The organism is Citrobacter sp. Cpo074 (genome assembly GCF_030332745.1).
Classification (GTDB): domain Bacteria; phylum Pseudomonadota; class Gammaproteobacteria; order Enterobacterales; family Enterobacteriaceae; genus Citrobacter; species Citrobacter portucalensis.
Map to the genome: position 1 here is coordinate 15,179 of NZ_JAOWHG010000023.1, position 21,703 is coordinate 36,881.

21 protein-coding genes and 1 other annotated feature are annotated in these 21,703 nt (G+C 53.2%); of the genes, 16 read left to right on the plus strand and 5 right to left on the minus strand.

The annotated features are described in order from the left end of the window. Positions 1–87 precede the first annotated feature (87 nt). Both sltY and trpR read left to right on the plus strand, forming a co-directional pair. The gene (sltY, locus tag OGX83_RS01180) at positions 88–2,025 is read left to right on the plus strand and encodes a murein transglycosylase (RefSeq protein ID WP_286587240.1); all 1,938 of its coding nucleotides are present in this window, start codon (positions 88–90) and stop codon (positions 2,023–2,025) included. Positions 2,026–2,114: 89 nt separating this feature from the next. Further along, on the plus strand, positions 2,115–2,441 hold the full coding sequence (gene trpR / locus OGX83_RS01185; protein ID WP_003837292.1) for a trp operon repressor: 327 nt from the start codon (positions 2,115–2,117) through the stop codon (positions 2,439–2,441). Between the two features lie 55 nt (positions 2,442–2,496). On the opposite strand, the gene yjjX is transcribed toward trpR, so the two are convergent. Further along, positions 2,497–3,012, minus strand: a complete 516-nt coding sequence (gene yjjX / locus OGX83_RS01190; RefSeq protein ID WP_008786139.1) for an inosine/xanthosine triphosphatase — start codon at positions 3,010–3,012, stop codon at positions 2,497–2,499. 71 nt (positions 3,013–3,083) lie between these two features. Here yjjX and gpmB point away from each other — a divergent pair, with 71 nt between their 5' ends. Further along, positions 3,084–3,731 carry a 2,3-diphosphoglycerate-dependent phosphoglycerate mutase GpmB gene (gene gpmB / locus OGX83_RS01195; RefSeq protein ID WP_286587241.1) on the plus strand — a complete coding sequence of 216 codons (648 nt, stop codon included), beginning with the start codon at positions 3,084–3,086 and terminating at the stop codon, positions 3,729–3,731. Here the strand turns inward: gpmB and robA are convergent. Beyond that, positions 3,728–4,597 carry an MDR efflux pump AcrAB transcriptional activator RobA gene (robA, locus tag OGX83_RS01200; RefSeq protein WP_048214985.1) on the minus strand — a complete coding sequence of 290 codons (870 nt, stop codon included), beginning with the start codon at positions 4,595–4,597 and terminating at the stop codon, positions 3,728–3,730. The two genes, gpmB and robA, sit on opposite strands and share 4 nt — an antisense overlap. 211 nt (positions 4,598–4,808) lie before the next feature. On the opposite strand from robA, the gene creA reads away from it, so the two are divergent. From creA to creD, 4 genes are read left to right on the plus strand one after another with little or no spacing between them, the layout of a single operon-like run. After that, a complete protein-coding gene (creA, locus tag OGX83_RS01205; protein WP_003018998.1) occupies positions 4,809–5,282 on the plus strand; it encodes a protein CreA in 474 nt (157 codons plus the stop codon). Between the two features lie 12 nt (positions 5,283–5,294). After that, positions 5,295–5,984: a two-component system response regulator CreB gene (gene creB / locus OGX83_RS01210; protein WP_003829928.1), complete on the plus strand. Its 690-nt coding sequence runs from the start codon at positions 5,295–5,297 to the stop codon at positions 5,982–5,984. After that, the gene (gene creC / locus OGX83_RS01215) at positions 5,984–7,408 is read left to right on the plus strand and encodes a two-component system sensor histidine kinase CreC (protein ID WP_153687635.1); all 1,425 of its coding nucleotides are present in this window, start codon (positions 5,984–5,986) and stop codon (positions 7,406–7,408) included. Before creB ends, creC begins: the two co-directional genes overlap by 1 nt. A 57-nt stretch (positions 7,409–7,465) precedes the next feature. After that, entirely contained in the window at positions 7,466–8,827 is a 1,362-nt protein-coding gene (gene creD, locus OGX83_RS01220; protein ID WP_153687634.1) for a cell envelope integrity protein CreD, read from the plus strand. A 60-nt stretch (positions 8,828–8,887) separates the two neighbouring features. On the opposite strand, the gene arcA is transcribed toward creD, so the two are convergent. Beyond that, positions 8,888–9,604 (minus strand): two-component system response regulator ArcA, encoded by a 717-nt coding sequence (gene arcA, locus OGX83_RS01225; protein ID WP_001194359.1) that lies wholly within the window; start codon positions 9,602–9,604, stop codon positions 8,888–8,890. Positions 9,605–9,699: 95 nt separating this feature from the next. Between arcA and yjjY the strand changes: the two genes are divergently transcribed. The 6 genes from yjjY to thrC all read left to right on the plus strand — a co-directional run bounded on the left by yjjY (position 9,700) and on the right by thrC (position 15,966). After that, positions 9,700–9,840, plus strand: a complete 141-nt coding sequence (gene yjjY, locus OGX83_RS01230; RefSeq protein ID WP_042998021.1) for a YjjY family protein — start codon at positions 9,700–9,702, stop codon at positions 9,838–9,840. A gap of 399 nt (positions 9,841–10,239) precedes the next feature. After that, positions 10,240–10,926: a tRNA/rRNA methyltransferase gene (locus OGX83_RS01235; protein WP_003829762.1), complete on the plus strand. Its 687-nt coding sequence runs from the start codon at positions 10,240–10,242 to the stop codon at positions 10,924–10,926. A 206-nt stretch (positions 10,927–11,132) separates the two neighbouring features. After that, positions 11,133–11,259 (plus strand) — a sequence feature (Thr leader region). Beyond that, a complete protein-coding gene (gene thrL / locus OGX83_RS01240; RefSeq protein ID WP_032337689.1) occupies positions 11,138–11,203 on the plus strand; it encodes a thr operon leader peptide in 66 nt (21 codons plus the stop codon). It overlaps the preceding feature by 66 nt. A 23-nt stretch (positions 11,260–11,282) precedes the next feature. Continuing rightward, entirely contained in the window at positions 11,283–13,745 is a 2,463-nt protein-coding gene (gene thrA / locus OGX83_RS01245; protein WP_003829761.1) for a bifunctional aspartate kinase/homoserine dehydrogenase I, read from the plus strand. 1 nt (position 13,746) lies between these two features. After that, on the plus strand, positions 13,747–14,676 hold the full coding sequence (gene thrB / locus OGX83_RS01250; RefSeq protein WP_008786144.1) for a homoserine kinase: 930 nt from the start codon (positions 13,747–13,749) through the stop codon (positions 14,674–14,676). 3 nt (positions 14,677–14,679) lie between these two features. Beyond that, on the plus strand, positions 14,680–15,966 hold the full coding sequence (gene thrC, locus OGX83_RS01255) for a threonine synthase (RefSeq protein ID WP_195994969.1): 1,287 nt from the start codon (positions 14,680–14,682) through the stop codon (positions 15,964–15,966). A gap of 84 nt (positions 15,967–16,050) precedes the next feature. On the opposite strand, the gene yaaA is transcribed toward thrC, so the two are convergent. Next, complete coding sequence (yaaA, locus tag OGX83_RS01260; protein ID WP_032942329.1) at positions 16,051–16,824, minus strand: peroxide stress protein YaaA; 774 nt, start codon at positions 16,822–16,824, stop codon at positions 16,051–16,053. A 77-nt stretch (positions 16,825–16,901) separates the two neighbouring features. Further along, positions 16,902–18,332 (minus strand): alanine/glycine:cation symporter family protein, encoded by a 1,431-nt coding sequence (locus tag OGX83_RS01265; RefSeq protein WP_020996236.1) that lies wholly within the window; start codon positions 18,330–18,332, stop codon positions 16,902–16,904. A gap of 273 nt (positions 18,333–18,605) precedes the next feature. Here OGX83_RS01265 and tal point away from each other — a divergent pair, with 273 nt between their 5' ends. The 3 genes from tal to OGX83_RS01280 all read left to right on the plus strand — a co-directional run bounded on the left by tal (position 18,606) and on the right by OGX83_RS01280 (position 21,689). After that, complete coding sequence (gene tal, locus OGX83_RS01270) at positions 18,606–19,559, plus strand: transaldolase (RefSeq protein ID WP_003829752.1); 954 nt, start codon at positions 18,606–18,608, stop codon at positions 19,557–19,559. Between the two features lie 110 nt (positions 19,560–19,669). Then, positions 19,670–20,257 carry a molybdopterin adenylyltransferase gene (mog, locus tag OGX83_RS01275; protein WP_286573936.1) on the plus strand — a complete coding sequence of 196 codons (588 nt, stop codon included), beginning with the start codon at positions 19,670–19,672 and terminating at the stop codon, positions 20,255–20,257. Between the two features lie 124 nt (positions 20,258–20,381). Continuing rightward, entirely contained in the window at positions 20,382–21,689 is a 1,308-nt protein-coding gene (locus OGX83_RS01280) for an MFS transporter (RefSeq protein ID WP_286587242.1), read from the plus strand. Positions 21,690–21,703 lie beyond the last annotated feature (14 nt).

Genomic DNA, 21,703 nt, shown 5'->3' on the forward strand with positions numbered 1-21,703 from the left:
CGTGGCGCATTCTGCAATGTCTGGTTAGCATGAATTAATTAAGCGGCATGATGCTGCACAGACGTAACATGAGAAGAGGAAGAGCTTGTGGACAAAGCCAATCAATTTACCTGGCGCCTGCTGGCAGCCAGCGTATGTCTGCTGACGGTCAGTCAGGTGGCGCGAGCCGACTCCCTGGATGAGCAGCGCAATCGTTATGCGCAAATCAAGCAAGCCTGGGACAACCGACAGATGGATGTCGTAGAGCAGATGATGCCCGGCCTGAAGAACTATCCTCTGTACCCGTATCTGGAATATCGTCAGATCACTGACGATCTGATGAATCAGCCCACCATTACCGTTACCAATTTTGTGCGTGCCAATCCGACACTGCCCCCTGCGCGTACGCTGCAATCGCGTTTCGTGAATGAACTGGCGCGCCGCGAAGACTGGCGCGGACTGCTGGCGTTCAGCCCGGAAAAACCGGGTACCACGGAAGCGCAATGTAACTATTACTTCGCGAAATGGAGTACCGGGCAAACCGAAGAAGCCTGGCAGGGCGCGAAAGAGCTGTGGTTGACCGGGAAAAGTCAGCCGAATGCCTGTGACAAATTATTTGGCGTATGGCGCGCCTCAGGCACTCAGGATCCGCTGGCGTATCTGGAGCGTATTCGTCTGGCGATGAAAGCCGGGAATACCGGTCTGGTGACGGCGCTGGCCGGACAGATGCCCGCGCAATACCAAACCATTGCCTCTGCGATCATCTCGCTGGCCAACGATCCGAATTCGGTGATGACTTTTGCACGTACCACCGGCGCCACGGATTTCACCCGACAGATGGCGGCGGTCGCCTTTGCCAGCGTGGCGCGTCAGGATGTGGAAAACGCCCGCCTGATGATCCCGTCCCTGGTGCAGGCGCAACAGCTCAATGACGAGCAAACCCAGGAGCTGCGCGACATTGTTGCCTGGCGCCTGATGGGCAATGACGTCACCGACGAGCAGGCCAAATGGCGTGATGATGCGATTATGCGCTCCAATTCCACCTCGCTTGTGGAGCGTCGCGTGCGCATGGCGCTGGGAACCGGCGATCGTCGTGGCCTGAATACGTGGCTGGCGCGTCTGCCAATGGAAGCAAAAGAAAAAGACGAGTGGCGCTACTGGCAGGCTGATCTGCTGCTGGAGCGCGGACGTGATGCGGAAGCCAAAGAGATACTGCACCAGCTCATGCAGCAGCGAGGTTTCTATCCGATGGTGGCGGCACAGCGGCTGGGCGAAGAGTACGAGCTGAAAGTGGATAAAGCGCCAGCGAACGTTGATTCTGCGCTGACTCAGGGGCCAGAAATGGCACGCGTACGCGAGCTAATGTACTGGAACATGGATAATACCGCGCGCAGTGAATGGGCGAATCTGGTTACCAGCCGTACCAAGTCCGAGCAGGCTCAGTTGGCACGTTACGCGTTCAACAATCACTGGTGGGATCTGAGCGTTCAGGCGACGATCGCCGGTAAGCTGTGGGATCATCTGGAAGAGCGCTTCCCATTGGCCTATAAAGATCTGTTTACCCGTTACACCAGCGACAAAGATATTCAGCCAAGCTATGCGATGGCGATAGCGCGTCAGGAAAGCGCCTGGAACCCGAAAGTGAAATCACCGGTCGGCGCCAGCGGGCTGATGCAGATTATGCCAGGCACGGCGACGCATACGGTGAAAATGTTCTCGATTCCAGGTTACAGCAGTCCGAGCCAGCTACTGGATCCTGATACCAACATCAACATTGGTACCAGCTATTTGCAGTACGTATATCAGCAATTCGGCAATAACCGCATCTTTGCGTCGGCAGCCTATAACGCCGGTCCTGGACGCGTTCGCACCTGGCTTGGCAATAGCGCTGGCCGCATTGATGCTGTGGCGTTTGTCGAAAGTATTCCATTCTCAGAGACGCGTGGTTACGTGAAGAATGTGCTGGCTTATGATGCGTACTATCGCTATTTCCTCGGCGATAAACCGGAGTTGATGAGCGACGCAGAATGGCAACGTCGTTACTGATCGTGTCGATTGTGTTATGCTATCGTACTCGTTAAAGAGTACAAAAGGGGGAAGCAAGCACGCTTCCCCCGCAACGATGGCGATATCTTATGACTCAGCAATCACCCTATTCAGCAGAGATGGCAGAACAACGTCACCAGGAGTGGTTACGTTTTGTCGATCTGCTTAAACACGCCTACGAACAAGATTTACACCTGCCGCTGCTCAATTTGATGTTAACGCCGGATGAGCGTGAAGCGTTGGGCACGCGTGTGCGTATCATTGAAGAGCTGCTGCGCGGCGAGATGAGCCAGCGTGAGCTTAAAAACGAGCTCGGGGCGGGGATTGCCACTATTACGCGAGGGTCGAACAGCCTCAAATCCGCACCGGTGGATTTGCGTCAGTGGCTGGAGCAGGTGTTGCTCGGGAAAAATTGATCCGCCGGATGCGGCTTTGCCTTATCCGGCCTACGATTGAACATCCGGCACAATGCTATAAATACACCGCGTTATGAAACGGGCTGAGCGCCAGAATCACCGCCTGGTGATAGACGCTTGAGCGCGTCAGCTTGCCCGCGGTAAAAACGCCGATTGCGCCTTCTTTACGGCCAATTTCATCAATACCCGTATAGTCCGACATCACCGGGCCGAGCGCTTCACCTTTACGGACTCTGTCGAGAATGACAGTCGGCAATGGCAGCGTGGCTGAACGGGCTTCACCGCGCTGAATGCCGTTATCAATCACCACCCAACTGAAGGTGGCATCATCGTCAATTCCTGCTTCAATGGCGACCCAGAAATCAGCCTGCGGGTGCAGGCGGCGAGCGTTATCAACGCGATTTCGTGCGCCAGTGCGCGTTTCCTGGTTTCCGAAAGGTTGTTCCGGCACGCCACTCTCGACGGCGACGGGTTCAATATGGCAGGATCCTTCCCCGAAAATCTCTTCAAATGCCCGCAGAATTGCCTGAATTTTGGCAGGATTGGTGGTCGCAGAGATAACCTTGTGCATAATTAAGCTCAGTTTGAAAATTCATCGCAGAGTCTACTCAAAGTATGACGAGTATATAACGGAAAAAAAGCATGTTACAGGTATACCTTGTTCGCCATGGCGAAACGCAGTGGAACGCCGAGCGACGTATTCAAGGCCAGTCAGACAGCCCACTAACCGCTAAAGGTGAACAACAAGCCATGCAGGTGGGAGAACGCGCCCGCTCGTTTGGTATTACGCATGTCATCAGTAGCGATCTTGGTCGTACACGACGCACCGCAGAAATCATCGCCCAGGCCTGCGGCTGTGATATCACCTATGATTCTCGTCTGCGTGAGCTGAATATGGGGGTGCTGGAAAAACGTCACATCGATACGCTGACGCCAGAGGAAGAGGGCTGGCGTCGCCAGTTGGTGAACGGCACGGTGGATGGTCGTATTCCGGAAGGGGAATCGATGCAGGAGCTGAGCGATCGCGTCAATGCGGCGCTGGCATCCTGTCTGGGGCTGCCGCCGGGAAGTCGTCCACTGCTTGTCAGCCACGGTATCGCGCTGGGTTGCCTGGTGAGCACAATTCTGGGATTACCGGCATGGGCTGAACGTCGCTTGCGTCTGCGCAACTGTTCTATTTCTCGCGTTGATTACCAGGAAAGCTTATGGCTGGCGCCGGGATGGGTCGTTGAAACTGCAGGGGACATCTCACATCTGGACGCCCCTGCGTTGGATGAACTACAGCGCTAGCGGCGAATCGGAATCAGGAATTCGCAGCGCAGGTTGATCGGGCGATCTCCCGCTTTGGCATCTTCTGCCGGGTAGTATCGCTCGATATCCTGTCCTTTACGGCGCGTCAGGTTCAGCATCGGCATGCATGTGCCGTAAACCGTCAGGATAAACTCTTGCACGCCGGTTCCCAGCCCTTCGTAGGTAAACATCACGTACTCGCCACCCTGTAACAGGATAGGCTGCGCCGACGGCACATAGCCATTGGCCTGCTCCGGCGTCAGTGCTGTGGTGTAAAACACTTCCTGTTCGTCATCTTTTTCAATGCTCGGACGCGTTTCGTTAAGCCCGTACAGCACTGGCGGGATCGCCGGAGCCTGAGCAAGGAAGTCGCGCCAGAACTGAATACGCATTTCATGACGGAAATCTGAAATCTGTTCCAGCGAGCAGGAATAGCTTTGCGTGGTGCCGAGCAGTTGCGTATCTTCCAGCGTAACGAACTCGTGCGCAGGCATCGCAAATTCACCCAGTCGCATTGGCGGGCGAATACCAAACGCACTCCATTCCGGTGAACGGCGATACAGCGCTGGTGTCTGCGAAAATTGTTTCTTGAATGCGCGAGTAAAAGTTTGTTGAGAGTCGAAGCGATATTGCAGCGCAATATCCAAAATTGGACGCGCAGTCAGGCGCAGCGCCACTGCGGATTTCGATAAACGACGGGCGCGGATATAGGCGCCAATAGCATGGCCCGTCACGTCCTTAAACATTCTCTGCAGGTGCCACTTGGAATAGCCCGCTTTTGCCGCCACATTGTCAAGCGACAAAGGCTGATCCAGATGACCTTCCAGCCAGATTAATAGGTCGCGAATAATGCCAGCCTGATCCATAAAATATCCTCATCCTTTCAACAACGAGTACCTGACGTCAGGTATGAGGATAATAGCATTTTTTGCTGTTTTAGCATTCAGTGTTTTTTTTGCTCATAAGTGCTTTTTTCGGACATACGAAAGCGTGATTATTGTAATCCTGTGATCTGTATACATTTTATCTTAGAATGTTTAATAATTACGCAGAACAACTTTTAAGAATGGTAACAATATGAAATATAAGAGCTTAGTCATTTCCTCAATTCTGCTGATGTTGGCGCAGGTCGCCCATGCGGAGCAGATTGGATCTGTCGATACGGTGTTCAAAATGTTTGGGCCGGATCATAAAATTGTGGTCGAAGCGTTTGACGATCCGGATGTTACCAATGTGACCTGTTACGTGAGTCGTGCGAAGACCGGCGGCATCAAAGGTGGACTGGGGCTGGCGGAAGATACCTCCGATGCCGCTATCTCTTGCCAGCAGGTTGGGCCGGTAGAACTGAGCGACAGAATCAAGAACGGTAAAGCTCAGGGCGAAGTGGTATTTAAGAAACGTACCTCGCTGGTGTTTAAATCTTTACAGGTCGTGCGTTTTTACGATGCGAAACGTAATGCGCTGGCCTATCTGGCGTATTCAGATAAAGTTGTCGATGGATCGCCCAAAAATGCCATCAGTGCGGTACCCATCATGCCGTGGCGGCAATAACAAGGAAGCACAATGCAACAGCCGTTGATCTGGTTGGTTGAGGATGAGCAGGGAATCGCTGATACGCTTATCTACATGCTGCAACAAGAAGGGTTTAGCGTAGAGGCGTTTGAGCGCGGATTTCCCGTGCTGGAGAAATCTCGCCAGCAATGCCCTGATGCCATCATTCTGGATGTCGGGCTACCGGATATCAGCGGTTTTGAACTGTGCCGACGTTTACTGGAACGCCACCCGGCGTTGCCGATCCTCTTTCTGACCGCGCGCAGCGATGAAGTGGATCGCCTGTTGGGGCTGGAAATTGGCGCAGATGACTATGTTGCCAAGCCTTTCTCGCCGCGCGAGGTGTGCGCTCGTGTGCGTACGCTGCTGCGGCGGGTGCAAAAATTCTCCACGCCTTCATCGATGACACGCTGTGGGGATTTTGAACTTAATGAGCTGGCCGCGCAGATTACCTGGTTCAGCATGCCGTTGAACCTGACGCGTTATGAATTCCTGCTGCTGAAAACATTGCTGATGTCGCCGGGACGTATTTACTCTCGCCAGCAGCTGATGGATTTAGTCTGGGCAGACGCGCAGGATACCTTTGACAGAACGGTTGATACTCACATCAAAACGCTGCGCGCCAAGCTGCGGGCTATCAATCCGGAACTTTCCCCCATCAATACACATCGCGGTATGGGATACAGCCTGAGGAACTGCTGATGCGCATTGGCATGCGTTTGCTGCTCGGCTATTTTCTGATTGTCGCGGTCGCCGCCTGGTTTGTTCTGTCGATCTTTGTGCAGGAAATTAAGCCAGGCGTTCGTCGGGCGACCGAAGGTACTCTAATTGATACCGCCACGCTGCTGGCTGCACTGGCGCGTGATGACGTGCTCTCTGACTCACCGGCTAACGGCAAGCTGGCGCAGGCATTTGCGCAGCTGCATAACCGCCCATTTAATGCCAACATCAGCGGCATTAACAAAGTGCGTAATGAATACCATGTCTACATGACGGACGCGCAGGGCAAGGTGTTGTTTGATTCAGCTAACCAGGCCGTCGGTCAGGACTACTCCCGCTGGAACGATGTGTGGTTAACGCTGCGTGGGCAGTATGGCGCCCGCAGCACGCCGCAAAACCCGAACGATCCGGAAAGCTCGGTGATGTACGTTGCCGCGCCGATCGTAGACGGTGGGCGTATTATCGGCGTGCTCAGTGTCGGCAAACCAAATGCGGCGATGGCACCGGTGATTAAACGCAGTGAACGGCGAATGCTGTGGGCCAGCGCCGTATTGCTGGGCATTGCCCTGGTGATTGGCTTCGGGATGGTATGGTGGATAAACCGATCCATTGCCCGGCTGGCGCGTTATGCCGACTCCGTTACCGAGAATCGCCCCGTCCCACTGCCTGATTTAGGCAGCAGCGAGTTACGCAAACTGGCGCAGGCGCTGGAAAGTATGCGTCTGAAGCTCGAAGGCAAGAACTACATTGAGCAATATGTCTACGCGTTAACGCATGAGCTGAAAAGTCCGCTGGCGGCCATTCGTGGCGCGGCAGAGATATTGCGCGAAGGCCCGCCGCCAAACGTGGTAGCGCGTTTTACCGATAATATTCTGACGCAAAATGCGCGTATGCAGGCGCTGGTCGAAACTTTGCTGCGCCAGGCGCGACTGGAGAATCGACAGGACATTACGTTGACGGCAGTGGAAGTAGATACGCTTTTTGCTCAGCTCAAAGAGGCGCGTAGCGTGCAGCTGGCGGCAAAAAACATTACGCTGACCATTCTGCCTTCATCGCTTAGCGTCGCTGCCGATCCCGCGTTACTGGAGCAGGCATTGGGGAACTTGCTCGACAACGCTATCGACTTCACGCCACAGGGCGGGACGATTACGTTAAGCGCGCATCAGCAGGAGGAGCTGGTCACATTGCAGGTTACCGACAGCGGTAGCGGGATCCCTGATTTTGCGTTGCCGCGTATTTTTGAGCGCTTCTACTCGCTGCCTCGCAAGAATGGACACAAGAGCAGCGGTTTGGGGCTGGCGTTTGTCAGTGAAGTTGCACGACTGCATGAAGGTACGGTGACATTATCTAACCGACCAGAGGGCGGTGCACAGGCCTCGTTTACGCTTCACCGTCACTTCACATAACTTCAAATTCTCCGCACATAGCTGTTCTACCTTGCTGATATTGCAAAGGAGAACGCTATGTTTAAATCACCCCTGTTTTGGAAAATCGTCACCTTAGGCGGCGCAATATTACTGCTGTTAATTCCACTGACGATGGTCAGGCAGATAATCGTTGAGCGATCGGATTATCGTGATGAAGTCGAAGATGCTATTCGTCAGAGCACCAGCGGGCCGCAAAAGATGGTCGGGCCGCTGATTGCCGTCCCGGTGACGGAACTGTATATCGAGCTGGAAGGCGACAAACAGATCCAGCGTAAGCGCAGCTATATCCATTTCTGGCTGCCGGAGTCGCTGGTGGTTGAGGGGAATCAGAACGTTGAAGCGCGTAAAATCGGTATTTACGAAGGCCAGGTCTGGCACAATGACCTCTCGGTGAAGGCTGAGTTTAACGCCGAACGCTTGCGCGATTTAAACCATCCCAACGTCAGCGTCGGCAAACCGTTTATCGTGGTTGGCGTGGGGGATGCGCGCGGGATTGGTGTGGTGCAAGCGCTGCAGGTCAATGGGGAATCGCTGGCCGTTGAGCCAGGGACGGGGCTGGATGGAGGAGCTCAAGGGATCCACATTCCGCTACCTGACGTGAGCTGGGCGGAGCAAAACCTGAGCATGGCGCTGTCGCTGAATTTGAGCGGAACCGGAGATTTCTCCGTTGTTCCGGTTGGCCGTAACAGTGAAATGACCTTAACCAGCAACTGGCCGCATCCCAACTTTCTGGGGGATTTCCTCCCGGCGAAGCGCGAAATCAGCGAATCAGGATTTAAGGCCCAGTGGCAGAGCAGCTGGTTCGCGAATAACCTCGGCGAACGCTTTGATGGCGAAAAGATTGGCTGGAAGGGAATGCCTGCATTTAGCGTTGCCGTCGCCACGCCAGCGGATCAGTATCAGTTAACGGACAGGGCTACCAAGTATGCCATCCTGCTGATTGTACTGACCTTTATGTCTTTCTTCGTGCTTGAAAGTATGACCAGCCTGCGTCTGCACCCGATGCAGTATCTGCTGGTGGGGCTATCGCTGGTGATGTTTTATCTGCTGCTACTGGCATTGTCTGAGCACATTGGTTTTACGGCGGCGTGGATTACGGCAAGCCTGGTGGGGGCGTTGATGAACGGGGTGTATCTGCAGGCGATATTACAGAGTTGGCGGAACAGTATTTTATTCACCGTGGCGCTGCTGGGGTTGGATGGGGTGATGTGGGTGCTGCTACGTTCACAGGACAGCTCTTTACTGCTGGGAACCGGCGTGCTGTTGGTCGCGTTGTGTGGCGTGATGTTCCTGACGCGTCATCTTGACTGGCACTCGCTGGCACAGCCAAAACCAAAGCCGACAGAAATTCCGGAGCCTCTGCCTGCGCAGAGTGACGAGTTTCGCTTATGGAAATAGGGCGGTGGGGAAATGAAAAACGGCGCATAATGCGCCGTTTTTTTACCTGTAAGGATTGAATTAATCCTGCAGGTCGCCGCAGAAACGGTAGCCTTCACCGTGAATGGTGGCGATGATTTCTGGCGTATCCGGCGTAGATTCGAAATGTTTACGAATGCGGCGGATAGTCACGTCAACGGTACGGTCATGCGGCTTCAGTTCGCGACCGGTCATTTTTTTCAGCAGTTCTGCGCGAGACTGGATTTTGCCCGGATTCTCACAGAAGTGAAGCATTGCACGGAATTCGCTGCGTGGCAGTTTATACTGCTCGCCGTCAGGACCAATCAGAGAGCGGCTGTTGATGTCCAGCTCCCAGCCGTTGAACTTGTAGCTTTCGACGCTACGGCGTTCTTCGCTGACAGTACCCAAGTTCATGGTACGGGACAGCAGGTTACGAGCACGGATAGTCAGTTCGCGCGGGTTAAACGGCTTGGTGATGTAATCGTCTGCGCCGATTTCGAGGCCGAGAATTTTATCGACTTCGTTATCACGGCCCGTCAGGAACATCAGCGCAACGTTAGCTTGTTCGCGAAGTTCGCGCGCTAACAGGAGGCCATTTTTCCCAGGCAGATTGATATCCATAATCACAAGGTTGATGTCATATTCAGAGAGAATCTGATGCATTTCCGCGCCATCTGTCGCTTCGAATACATCATAGCCTTCTGCTTCGAAAATGCTTTTCAACGTGTTGCGTGTTACTAACTCGTCTTCAACGATAAGAATGTGCGGGGTCTGCATGTTTGCTACCTAAATTGCCAACTAAATCGAAACAGGAAGTACAAAAGTCCCTGACCTGCCTGATGCATGCCGTAAATTAACATGATCGGCGTAACATGACTAAAGTACGTAATTGCGTTCTTGATGCACTTTCCATCAACGTCAACAACATCATTAGCTTGGTCGTGGGTAGTTTCCCTCTGGACCCGACAGTGTCAAAAACGGCTGTCATCCTAACCATTTTAACAGCAACATAACAGGCTAAGACATGCCGGACACCCAATAAAACTACGCTTCGTTGACATATATCAAGTTCAATTGTAGCACGTTAACAGTTTGATGAAATCAACGTATCCAAATGTTTGCTTTCATCACAAAATTGCAATATTACAACTAGTTGCACGAGCTAATTAATAAATGTAATGAATCCAACCAATGCGATCCATTTTAAAATAAATTGTCATGGATAAACAGAGGGATATACAACTTTTGTTAACATAAAAAGCAATAGTACAGTTTGGAAATAGTTTAGCATTTTTTACCGGATGCGAAATCCTTTTTCAGTGACTTCTGTTAAAAAAATGTAAATTCGCGCTGCGTAATATGTTGACTTGCGTCACATTATTACTTGCAGACTGACCAAAAAGAGTATCGAAATGCGTTTAACAATTATTCTGGTTGCCCCTGCCAGAGCGGAAAATATTGGTGCGGCTGCCCGTGCGATGAAGACCATGGGATTCACTCAATTACGTATCGTTGACAGCGAGGCGCACCTGGAACCCGCCACGCGATGGGTCGCGCATGGATCTGGCGACATTATTGATAATATTAACGTTTTTCCAACGTTAGCCGATGCGCTTCACGACGTTGATTTTACCGTTGCGACCACCGCGCGTAGCCGGGCGAAGTTCCATTATTACGCCACCCCGGTCGAACTGGTTCCCCTGTTACAGGAGAAATCCACGTGGATGGAACATGCAGCGCTGGTGTTTGGTCGTGAAGATTCGGGGCTGACCAATGAAGAATTAGCGCTGGCAGATGTACTCACTGGTGTACCGATGGTCGCTGACTATCCTTCACTCAATTTGGGGCAGGCGGTGATGGTGTATTGCTATCAATTAGCAGGTTTAATACAACAACCGGCCAAAAACGTTGAGGTGACGGATGAGCTTCAGCTGCAGGCATTGCGCGCACGCGTTTTGCGTTTATTAGCCACGCTGAACGTTTCTGACGACATCAAGCTGACGGACTGGTTGCAACAGCGAATGGGTCTGTTGGGGCAGCGAGACACGGCAATGTTGCACCGTTTTTTACATGATATTGAAAAAAACATCACAAAATAAAATGTCGAACAATTTTTGTTGTGTAGTGTTTTGTTCTTGGTTCAAGTGGGTTCGGCATGCTGTATTGGTTGAAAGTAAAAGGGCAAGCAGTTGCTCATGAACAAGTTTCGGAATGTGATCAATTTAAAAATTTATTGACTTAGGTCAGCAGATACTTTAACCCTAAAAGAATACAGGACAGATAATAAATAATTACAGAGCACACAACATCATGAAACGCATCAGCATCACCATTACTACAACCATCACCATTACCACAGGTAACGGTGCGGGCTGACGCGTACAGGAAACACAAGAAAAAGCCCGCACCTAAACAGTGCGGGCTTTTTTTTCGACCAAAGGCAATGAGGTAAACCATGCGAGTGTTGAAGTTCGGCGGTACATCAGTGGCAAATGCAGAGCGCTTTCTGCGGGTTGCCGATATTCTGGAAAGCAATGCCAGACAGGGGCAGGTCGCGACCGTTCTCTCTGCCCCCGCAAAAATTACCAACCATCTGGTGGCAATGATTGAGAAGACCATCGGTGGTCAGGATGCATTAGCTAATATCAGCGACGCCGAACGCATTTTCTCCGAGCTGCTGGTGGGTCTTGCCGCCGAGCAACCAGGTTTTCCGCTGGCGCAGCTCAAAGCCTTTGTTGAACAAGAATTTGCCCAGATTAAGCACGTCCTGCACGGCATCAGCCTGCTGGGACAGTGCCCGGACAGTATCAACGCCGCGCTTATCTGCCGTGGTGAAAAAATGTCGATTGCTATCATGGCCGGCCTGCTGGAAGCACGCGGGCATAACGTAACGGTCATCGACCCGGTGGAGAAATTGCTGGCTGTCGGCCATTACCTCGAATCTACCGTTGATATCGCCGAATCTACGCGCCGCATCGCCGCCAGCCGTATTCCTGCGGACCACATGATTCTGATGGCAGGGTTTACCGCTGGAAATGAAAAAGGTGAGTTAGTGGTGTTGGGGCGTAATGGCTCTGACTACTCTGCCGCCGTACTGGCCGCCTGTTTGCGTGCCGATTGTTGTGAAATCTGGACCGATGTCGACGGTGTATATACTTGCGATCCGCGTCAGGTACCCGACGCCCGACTGCTTAAGTCGATGTCTTATCAGGAAGCGATGGAGCTTTCTTACTTCGGCGCTAAAGTGCTGCACCCGCGCACCATTACCCCTATTGCCCAGTTCCAGATCCCGTGCCTGATTAAAAATACCGGCAATCCGCAAGCGCCCGGTACGCTGATCGGTGCCAGCAGTGATGACGATGATTTGCCGGTAAAAGGTATTTCTAACCTCAATAACATGGCGATGTTTAGCGTTTCCGGCCCTGGAATGAAAGGCATGGTGGGCATGGCGGCGCGCGTTTTTGCCGCAATGTCGCGTGCGGGCATCTCGGTAGTGCTGATCACCCAATCCTCTTCTGAATACAGCATCAGCTTCTGCGTCCCGCAGGGCGACTGCGCGCGTGCACAACGCGCTATGCAGGATGAATTCTACCTCGAGCTGAAAGAAGGCCTGCTGGAGCCGCTGGCGGTGACTGAGCGTCTGGCCATCATCTCTGTTGTTGGTGATGGTATGCGCACCCTGCGCGGCATCTCGGCGAAGTTCTTTGCCGCGCTGGCTCGTGCGAACATCAATATTGTAGCGATCGCCCAGGGCTCGTCTGAGCGTTCTATTTCGGTGGTGGTGAATAACGATGACGCGACCACCGGCGTACGCGTGACCCATCAGATGCTGTTCAACACCGACCAGGTGATTGAAGTGTTTGTGATTGGCGTAGGCGGCGTGGGCGGTGCGCTGCTGGAGCAGCTTAAACGTCAGCAAACCTGGCTCAAAAAGAAGCATATCGATCTGCGCGTGTGCGGTGTGGCGAACTCGAAGGCCCTGCTGACCAACGTCCACGGTCTGAATCTGGAAAACTGGCAGTCGGAGCTGGAGAGCGCGAAAGAGCCTTTCAACCTTGGGCGCTTAATTCGTCTGGTGAAAGAATACCATCTGCTCAATCCGGTGATTGTCGACTGTACGTCAAGCCAGGCGGTAGCGGATCAATATGCCGACTTCTTGCGTGAAGGCTTCCACGTGGTTACGCCGAACAAAAAGGCCAACACGTCGTCGATGGATTACTATCATCAGCTGCGTTTTGCCGCCGCGAAGTCTCGTCGTAAATTCCTGTACGACACCAACGTGGGCGCGGGCTTGCCGGTTATTGAAAACCTGCAAAATCTGCTCAGCGCAGGTGATGAACTGCAACGTTTTTCAGGCATCCTTTCTGGCTCACTGTCGTTTATTTTCGGCAAGCTGGATGAAGGCATGAGCTTCTCGCAGGCCACCACCCTGGCGCGTGAGATGGGCTATACCGAACCCGATCCGCGTGACGATCTTTCCGGTACGGACGTGGCGCGTAAGCTGCTGATCCTGGCCCGTGAAACTGGTCGTGAGCTGGAGCTTTCTGACATTGTCATTGAGCCGGTCCTGCCAAAAGAGTTTGATGACTCCGGTGATGTTTCCGCGTTTATGGCGAAATTGTCGCAGCTGGATGACGTCTTTGCCGCGCGCGTGGCGAAAGCCCGTGATGAGGGAAAAGTATTGCGCTATGTTGGCAATATCGAAGAGGACGGTGTTTGTCGCGTGAAAATTGATGCAGTAGACGGCAACGATCCGCTGTTTAAAGTGAAAAACGGTGAAAACGCGCTGGCGTTCTATAGCCACTATTATCAGCCGTTACCGTTGGTTCTGCGCGGATATGGCGCAGGTAACGATGTGACGGCGGCGGGCGTCTTTGCCGACCTGCTACGCACCCTTTCATGGAAGTTAGGAGTCTGACATGGTGAGAGTTTATGCCCCGGCTTCCAGTGCCAATATGAGCGTCGGGTTTGATGTACTCGGTGCGGCGGTAACTCCGGTGGACGGTTCGCTGTTGGGTGATGTGGTGTCCGTTGAGGCGGCTGACCAGTTCAGCCTGAACAACCTTGGGCGCTTTGCCAACAAACTGCCGTCCGAGCCACGTGAAAATATTGTCTACCAGTGTTGGGAGCGATTCTGCCAGGAGCTGGGTAAAACCGTTCCGGTGGCGATGACACTGGAAAAAAATATGCCGATTGGCTCCGGGTTAGGCTCCAGCGCCTGTTCCGTCGTGGCGGCGCTGGTCGCTATGAACGAACATTGCGGTAAGCCGCTCAACGATACGCGCCTGTTAGCGATAATGGGCGAACTTGAAGGGCGTATCTCCGGCAGTATTCATTACGATAACGTCGCCCCGTGCTTTTTGGGCGGTATGCAGTTAATGATTGAAGAAAACGGCATTATTAGCCAGCAGGTGCCAGGCTTTGATGAGTGGCTGTGGGTACTGGCGTATCCAGGGATTAAAGTGTCGACGGCTGAAGCGCGGGCGATTCTCCCAGCGCAGTATCGCCGTCAGGACTGTATCGCTCACGGGCGGCATCTGGCTGGATTCATCCATGCCTGCTATTCCCGTCAGCCTCTTCTGGCCGCGAAGCTGATGAAAGATGTCATTGCTGAGCCGTATCGTACCCGCTTGCTGCCAGGCTTTAGCCAGGCGCGTCAGGCGGTCGCAGAAATTGGCGCGCTGGCCAGCGGTATATCTGGGTCTGGGCCGACGCTGTTCGCTTTGTGCGATAAGCCGGATACGGCACAGCGCGTAGCAGATTGGCTGGGTAAAAATTACCTGCAAAATCAGGAAGGCTTTGTTCATATTTGCCGGCTGGACACGGCGGGCGCACGGGTACTGGGATAATCAATGAAACTGTATAATCTGAAAGATCACAACGAACAGGTCAGCTTTGCACAGGCTGTTACGCAAGGACTGGGCAAGAATCAGGGATTGTTTTTTCCGCACGATCTACCGGAATTCAATCTGACAGAAGTGGATGAGATGCTGAACCAGGACTTCGTTAGCCGCAGCGCGAAGATCCTGTCCGCATTTATTGGTGATGAGATCCCTCAGGAAATTCTGGAAGAGCGCGTGCGTGCGGCATTTGCCTTTCCGGCTCCGGTTGCCCAGGTTGCCGAGGATGTCGGCTGTCTGGAACTGTTCCACGGCCCTACGCTTGCATTTAAAGACTTTGGCGGGCGCTTTATGGCGCAGATGCTGACGCACATCAGTGGTGACAAACCGGTAACGATTCTGACGGCGACCTCCGGAGACACCGGGGCGGCGGTTGCGCATGCCTTTTATGGCCTGAAAAATGTGCGCGTGGTGATCCTCTACCCGAACGGCAAGATCAGCCCATTACAGGAAAAACTGTTCTGTACGCTGGGCGGTAACATTGAAACTGTGGCGATTGATGGCGATTTTGATGCCTGCCAGGCGCTGGTGAAACAGGCGTTTGATGACGAAGAGCTGAAGGTGGCTCTGGGGCTGAACTCGGCTAACTCAATTAACATCAGCCGTCTGTTGGCGCAAATCTGTTACTACTTTGAGGCTGTGGCCCAACTGCCGCAAGAGGCGCGTAATCAACTGGTGATTTCCGTTCCCAGCGGTAACTTTGGCGATCTGACCGCCGGGCTGCTGGCGAAATCACTGGGCTTGCCGGTGAAGCGTTTTATCGCGGCGACTAACGTTAATGATACGGTTCCGCGCTTCCTTGCAGAAGGTGAGTGGGCACCAAAAGCGACTCAGGCAACGTTGTCGAATGCGATGGATGTCAGCCAGCCGAACAACTGGCCGCGCGTGGAAGAACTGTTCCGCCGTAAAATCTGGCGTCTGAATGAGCTGGGTTATGCCGCTGTTGACGATGCGACGACTCAGGACACGATGCGTGAGTTACATGAGATAGGCTACACCTCAGAACCGCATGCGGCGGTGGCTTACCGAGCGCTGCGTGACCAACTGAATCCTGGCGAGTACGGCCTGTTCCTTGGTACTGCGCATCCGGCGAAGTTTAAAGAAAGCGTTGAAGAGATTCTTGACCTGACGCTGGCGTTGCCAAAAGAACTGGCGGAACGTGCGGACCTGCCGCTGCTTTCTCATCACCTGCCAGCTGATTTTGCTGAACTGCGCAAGCTGATGATGACCCGCGGTTAACGGTTGTGCCCGCTGGCGCTTTGCATAGCGGGCCGACAAAACCTGTAGGCCGGATAAGGCGTTAGCCGTCATCCGGCCTTTTTACTATTGCTCGTGGCGTTTAAACACCAGTTCGCCGTTTCCTGATGCTTCTTCATCAAAGAAGTAGCCTTCGCTGTTAAATGCGGTCAGCTGCTCCGGTTGCGTTAAGCGGTTCTCAATAATGTAGCGACTCATCAGGCCGCGCGCTTTTTTGGCATAGAAGCTGATGACTTTAAACTTACCGTTCTTCTCGTCGAGGAAGACCGGTTTGATAAGCTCAGCGTTGAGTTTTTTCGGCTTCACGGATTTAAAATACTCATCCGAGGCGAGGTTGATCACCACGCTGTCGCCTTGCGCTTCCAGCGCTTCGTTAAGTTTATCGGTGATGGTATCTCCCCAGAACTGGTAGAGATCTTTACCCTTCGCATTGGCCAGACGAATGCCCATCTCCAGACGGTATGGCTGCATCAAATCCAGCGGACGCAAAACGCCGTACAACCCGGACAGCATCCGTAAATGCTGTTGAGCGAAGTCGAAATCCGCCTCGCTGAAGGTTTCAGCCTGCAACCCTGTATAGACGTCGCCTTTAAACGCCAGAATGGCCTGACGTGCATTGTCCGGCGTGAAGTCAGGCTGCCAGTCATGGAAACGGGTGGCGTTCAGATCCGCCAGCTTGTCGCTAATCCCCATGAGCTTGCCAATCTGCGGTGCAGAGAGTTGGCGTGCCACGTGAATAAGCTGCTGAGAGTGATCCAGCAACTCGGGCAGCGTATGACGTGTCGTTGCCAGCGGGCTTTGGTAGTCGAGCGTTTTTGCAGGTGAAATCAGAATCAGCATATCCAGTCCTTGCAGGAAATTTACTGCGACTTTAGCAAAAAAAACGACTGAATTGATCGATGGTTGCGATTGCCGCGCTATTCGCGCGGCGTTTCATCCCAGCTATCGGGCGCAAGCTGTTGTCTGATATCAGGATAACGGCGCGGATCGAATTCCGGGCGCACCCCGAGTTTTCTCTGGCGCAGATAGTCGCTGGCGATGGTATGTACAACCGGAGAAAGCAGCAGAATCGCCGTCAGGTTAGTAATGGCCATACAGGCCATGATGATGTCGGCAAGTTGCCAGACCAGCGGAAAACTGATTAACGTACCACCAATGACGGTGCAAACGGTGGCAATACGTAATAACCAGATAACCCGGATGTTGTCCAGTTTCAGGAAAATGAGGTTGTTTTCCGCATAAATGTAGTTGGCGACGATAGAGCTAAAGGCAAACAGAATCACTATTAAGGCAACGAATCCGGCCCCCCATTCACCCGTCAGCGAGACCATGGCTCGTTGCAGCAACTGGATGCCTTCCATTGGCACATAAGTGGTGCCATTACCCGCCAGTAAAATGATCATTGCGCTGGCCGTACAAAGAATTAGCGTATCGCCCAATACACCAATCATTTGCACAATGCCTTGTGCTGCAGGGTGTGGCGGCCAGGATGCTGCCGAGGCAGCCGCGTTCGGAGTTGAGCCCATTCCGGCTTCATTAGAGAACATACCGCGCTGAAAACCGCTGGCAATGGCCTGGCTTAGCGTATACCCGGCTGCACCGGCCGCGGCTTCCTGCCAGCCAAAGGCGCTTTTTATGATGGTCATGATAATGCCGGGGAGCTGTCCGAAATGCCAAAGGCAGATGACGAGGCTACAACCGATCCACAGCAGCGCCATCATCGGAACAAACCATTGCATCAGGCGGGCAACGCCTTTAATGCCGCCGACGATGACCAGTAATGACACTATTGCCAGTGCGATACCGGAGAAGAGGGGAGGGATGTCAAAAGCAAAGGTCAACGCACGAGAGACTGAGTTTGCCTGCACGCTGTTAAAAATCAGGCCATAGGCAATGAGTAAAAAGATGGCAAACAGCACGCCCATCCAGCGCATGCCCAATCCACGGGCCATATACCATGCAGGACCGCCGCGAAACTGTCCCTTGCTGTCGCGCTCTTTATACAGCTGGGCAAGGGAACATTCGGCGAATGAGGTTGCCATACCAATGACCGCCGAGACCCACATCCAGAAAATGGCTCCCGCGCCACCGGCAGCGATCGCCAACGCCACACCCGCCAGATTTCCGCTACCGACGCGCGCGGCAAGACTGGTGCACAGAGCCTGAAAAGAAGTTAAACCGCCCGGCTGCGGGCTGATGCTGTTTTTAAGACTTTTGCCAAACTGGCGAATATAGCGGAACTGCACGAACCCTGTACGCCAGGTGAACCAACATCCTGCGCCAAGCAGGAGGTAGATCATCACCGATCCCCAGAGTATTTCATTAATAAATGAGAAAAAATCAGGCATTAACATCCCTCTTGTTGATGCCGGTAAGCGCGAATAATCCCGTGTAAGCGCTACCAATTATCGACCAGTATATACCTTATAAGGTGATTGATTGCGGGAGTTTACCATAACAATGGGTATATCCTTAATTGCGCATCACGAGCTGTGAGATGCGTAATCAGGGCTGAGCGGCGGGTCGGACGATCCAGGCGGTTGCGCTGAGAGTGCGTCGTGCTATCATCAGGGAAGATCGGTTACATCCCCCTAACAAGCTGTTTAAAGAGAATCGCTATCATGACGGACAAATTGACCTCCCTTCGTCAGTTCACCACAGTAGTGGCCGACACCGGAGACATCGCGGCAATGAAGCTGTATCAGCCTCAGGATGCCACAACTAACCCTTCTCTCATTCTTAACGCAGCGCAGATCCCAGAATACCGCAAGCTGATTGATGACGCTGTAGCCTGGGCTAAGCAGCAGAGCAACGACCGCGCACAGCAGATCGTCGACGCGACCGACAAACTGGCAGTAAATATCGGTCTGGAGATCCTGAAACTGGTTCCGGGTCGTATTTCTACTGAAGTTGACGCTCGTCTGTCCTACGACACCGACGCGTCCATCGCGAAAGCAAAACGTCTGATCAAAATGTACAACGATGCTGGCATCAGCAACGATCGCATTCTGATCAAACTGGCTTCAACCTGGCAGGGCATCCGTGCCGCTGAGCAGCTGGAAAAAGAAGGTATCAACTGTAACCTGACTCTGCTGTTCTCCTTCGCGCAGGCGCGCGCATGTGCAGAAGCTGGCGTATACCTGATTTCTCCGTTTGTTGGTCGTATTCTGGACTGGTACAAAGCCAACACTGACAAGAAAGAGTATGCACCGGCAGAAGATCCGGGTGTGGTTTCCGTAACGGAAATCTATGAGTACTACAAACAGCACGGTTACGAAACCGTGGTGATGGGTGCGAGCTTCCGTAACGTCGGCGAAATCATTGAGCTGGCAGGCTGCGATCGTCTGACGATTGCACCGGCACTGCTGAAAGAACTGGCGGAAAGCGAAGGCACTATCGAACGTAAACTGTCCTTCTCTGGTGAAGTGAAAGCGCGTCCTGCACGCATCACCGAAGCTGAGTTCCTGTGGCAGCACAACCAGGATCCGATGGCTGTAGACAAACTGGCGGACGGTATCCGTAAGTTTGCTGTAGACCAGGGTAAACTGGAAAAAATGATCGGCGATCTGCTGTAATCATTAATGCGTGGCCCTGATATGGGTCACGCTACCTCTTCTGAAACCTGTCTGTCCTTCCCTTCGCAGTGTATCATTCTGTTTAACGAGACTGTTTAAACGGAATAATCATGAATACTTTACGCATTGGCCTGGTTTCCATTTCTGACCGTGCTTCCAGCGGCGTTTACCAGGATAAAGGTATCCCGGCCCTTGAAGAGTGGTTGGCATCTGCCCTTACCACCCCTTTTGAGCTGCAAACGCGACTGATCCCGGATGAACAGGCGATCATCGAACAGACCTTATGCGAGCTGGTGGATGAAATGAGCTGTCATCTGGTGCTGACTACCGGCGGAACGGGGCCGGCCCGCCGCGATGTAACGCCTGATGCCACGCTGGCCGTAGCCGACCGCCAGATGCCGGGCTTTGGCGAGCAGATGCGCCAGATAAGCCTGCACTTTGTGCCAACGGCTATTCTCTCCCGCCAGGTTGGTGTGATTCGTAAACAGGCGTTGATTCTGAATCTGCCAGGGCAGCCGAAATCGATCAAAGAAACGCTGGAAGGCGTGAAAGATGGCGACGGTAAGGTTATCGTGCCGGGTATATTTGCAAGTGTACCGTATTGTATACAGCTGCTGGATGGGCCGTATGTGGAAACTGCACCGGCTGTTGTAGCATCTTTTCGTCCTAAAAGCGCAATCCGCGATACAAACGCCTGAAAGTAGCCCGATCGCGACATAAGTGCCAATGACAGTGGAGTATTGAATTGTTTACGATATAGTAATTTTTGCTTTACATATATCGACAGACAGATTCAATAACTCCACTGACTCATGGTTTGCTATGTCACAACACACTCGACCGCTGAATCGCCAGGATTATAAAACTCTTACGCTTGCTGCCCTCGGCGGTGCGCTTGAGTTTTATGATTTCATTATCTTCGTCTTCTTTGCCGCTGTTGTTGGCGAACTCTTCTTCCCGGCAGACATTCCTGAATGGCTACGTCAGGTGCAAACCTTCGGCATTTTTGCCGCCGGATATCTGGCGCGTCCACTGGGTGGCATCATCATGGCGCACTTTGGCGATCTGGTCGGGCGTAAGAAAATGTTCACCCTGAGCATTTTGCTGATGGCGATACCGACGCTGGCGATTGGTCTTTTGCCTACCTACGCCTCAATGGGGATCCTCGCGCCGCTGCTGTTACTCCTGATGCGCATTTTGCAAGGCGCTGCCATCGGCGGAGAAGTGCCGGGCGCGTGGGTGTTCGTGGCAGAGCACGTACCGGAGCGCCGCATCGGCATTGCCTGTGGCACGCTGACCGCCGGGCTGACGGTGGGGATTCTGCTGGGATCGGTGGTTGCGACGTTGGTGAATACCAGCCTGACGCAACAGGCGGTGCATGACTACGGCTGGCGTATCCCGTTCCTGCTGGGGGGCGTGTTTGGGCTGGTGGCGATGTACCTGCGTCGCTGGTTGCAGGAAACGCCCATCTTCCTCGAAATGCAGCAGCGTAAAGCGCTGGCGCAAGAGCTACCGGTGAAGTCGGTGGTGAGCAAACATAAAAAAGCGGTGGTTATTTCCATGCTGCTGACCTGGCTGTTATCGGCCGGGATTGTGGTGGTGATCCTGATGTCGCCAGTCTGGTTGCAGAAGCAGTATGGTTTTGCACCGGCGTTGACGTTACAAGCCAACAGTGTCGCGACCATTATGCTGTGCGTCGGCTGTCTGATGGCCGGGTTTATTGTCGACCGGGTCGGCGCCAGCAAAACCTTTATTGTCGGCAGCCTGCTGCTGGCCTGTTCAAGCTGGTTTTTCTATCATCTGACCGGCAGCCATCCTCAGCACTTGTTCTTGTTATACGGGCTGGTAGGGTTGTGCGTTGGCGTGGTGGGGGCTGTGCCTTATGTGATGGTGCGGGCGTTTCCGGCGGAGGTCCGCTTTACCGGAATCTCCTTTTCTTACAACGTGTCGTACGCCATTTTTGGTGGTCTGACGCCAATCGCCGTGACGATGTTAATGAGCGTGTCGCCAATGGCTCCGGCCTGGTATGTGCTGGCGTTATCGCTGGTGGGATTAGGTCTGGGGATTTGGCTGCGACAGGATATTTATCATCGCGATACGAGCGTGCAGGGAGAGTTACAGCGCTTGTAAGGAATATCCCCCCG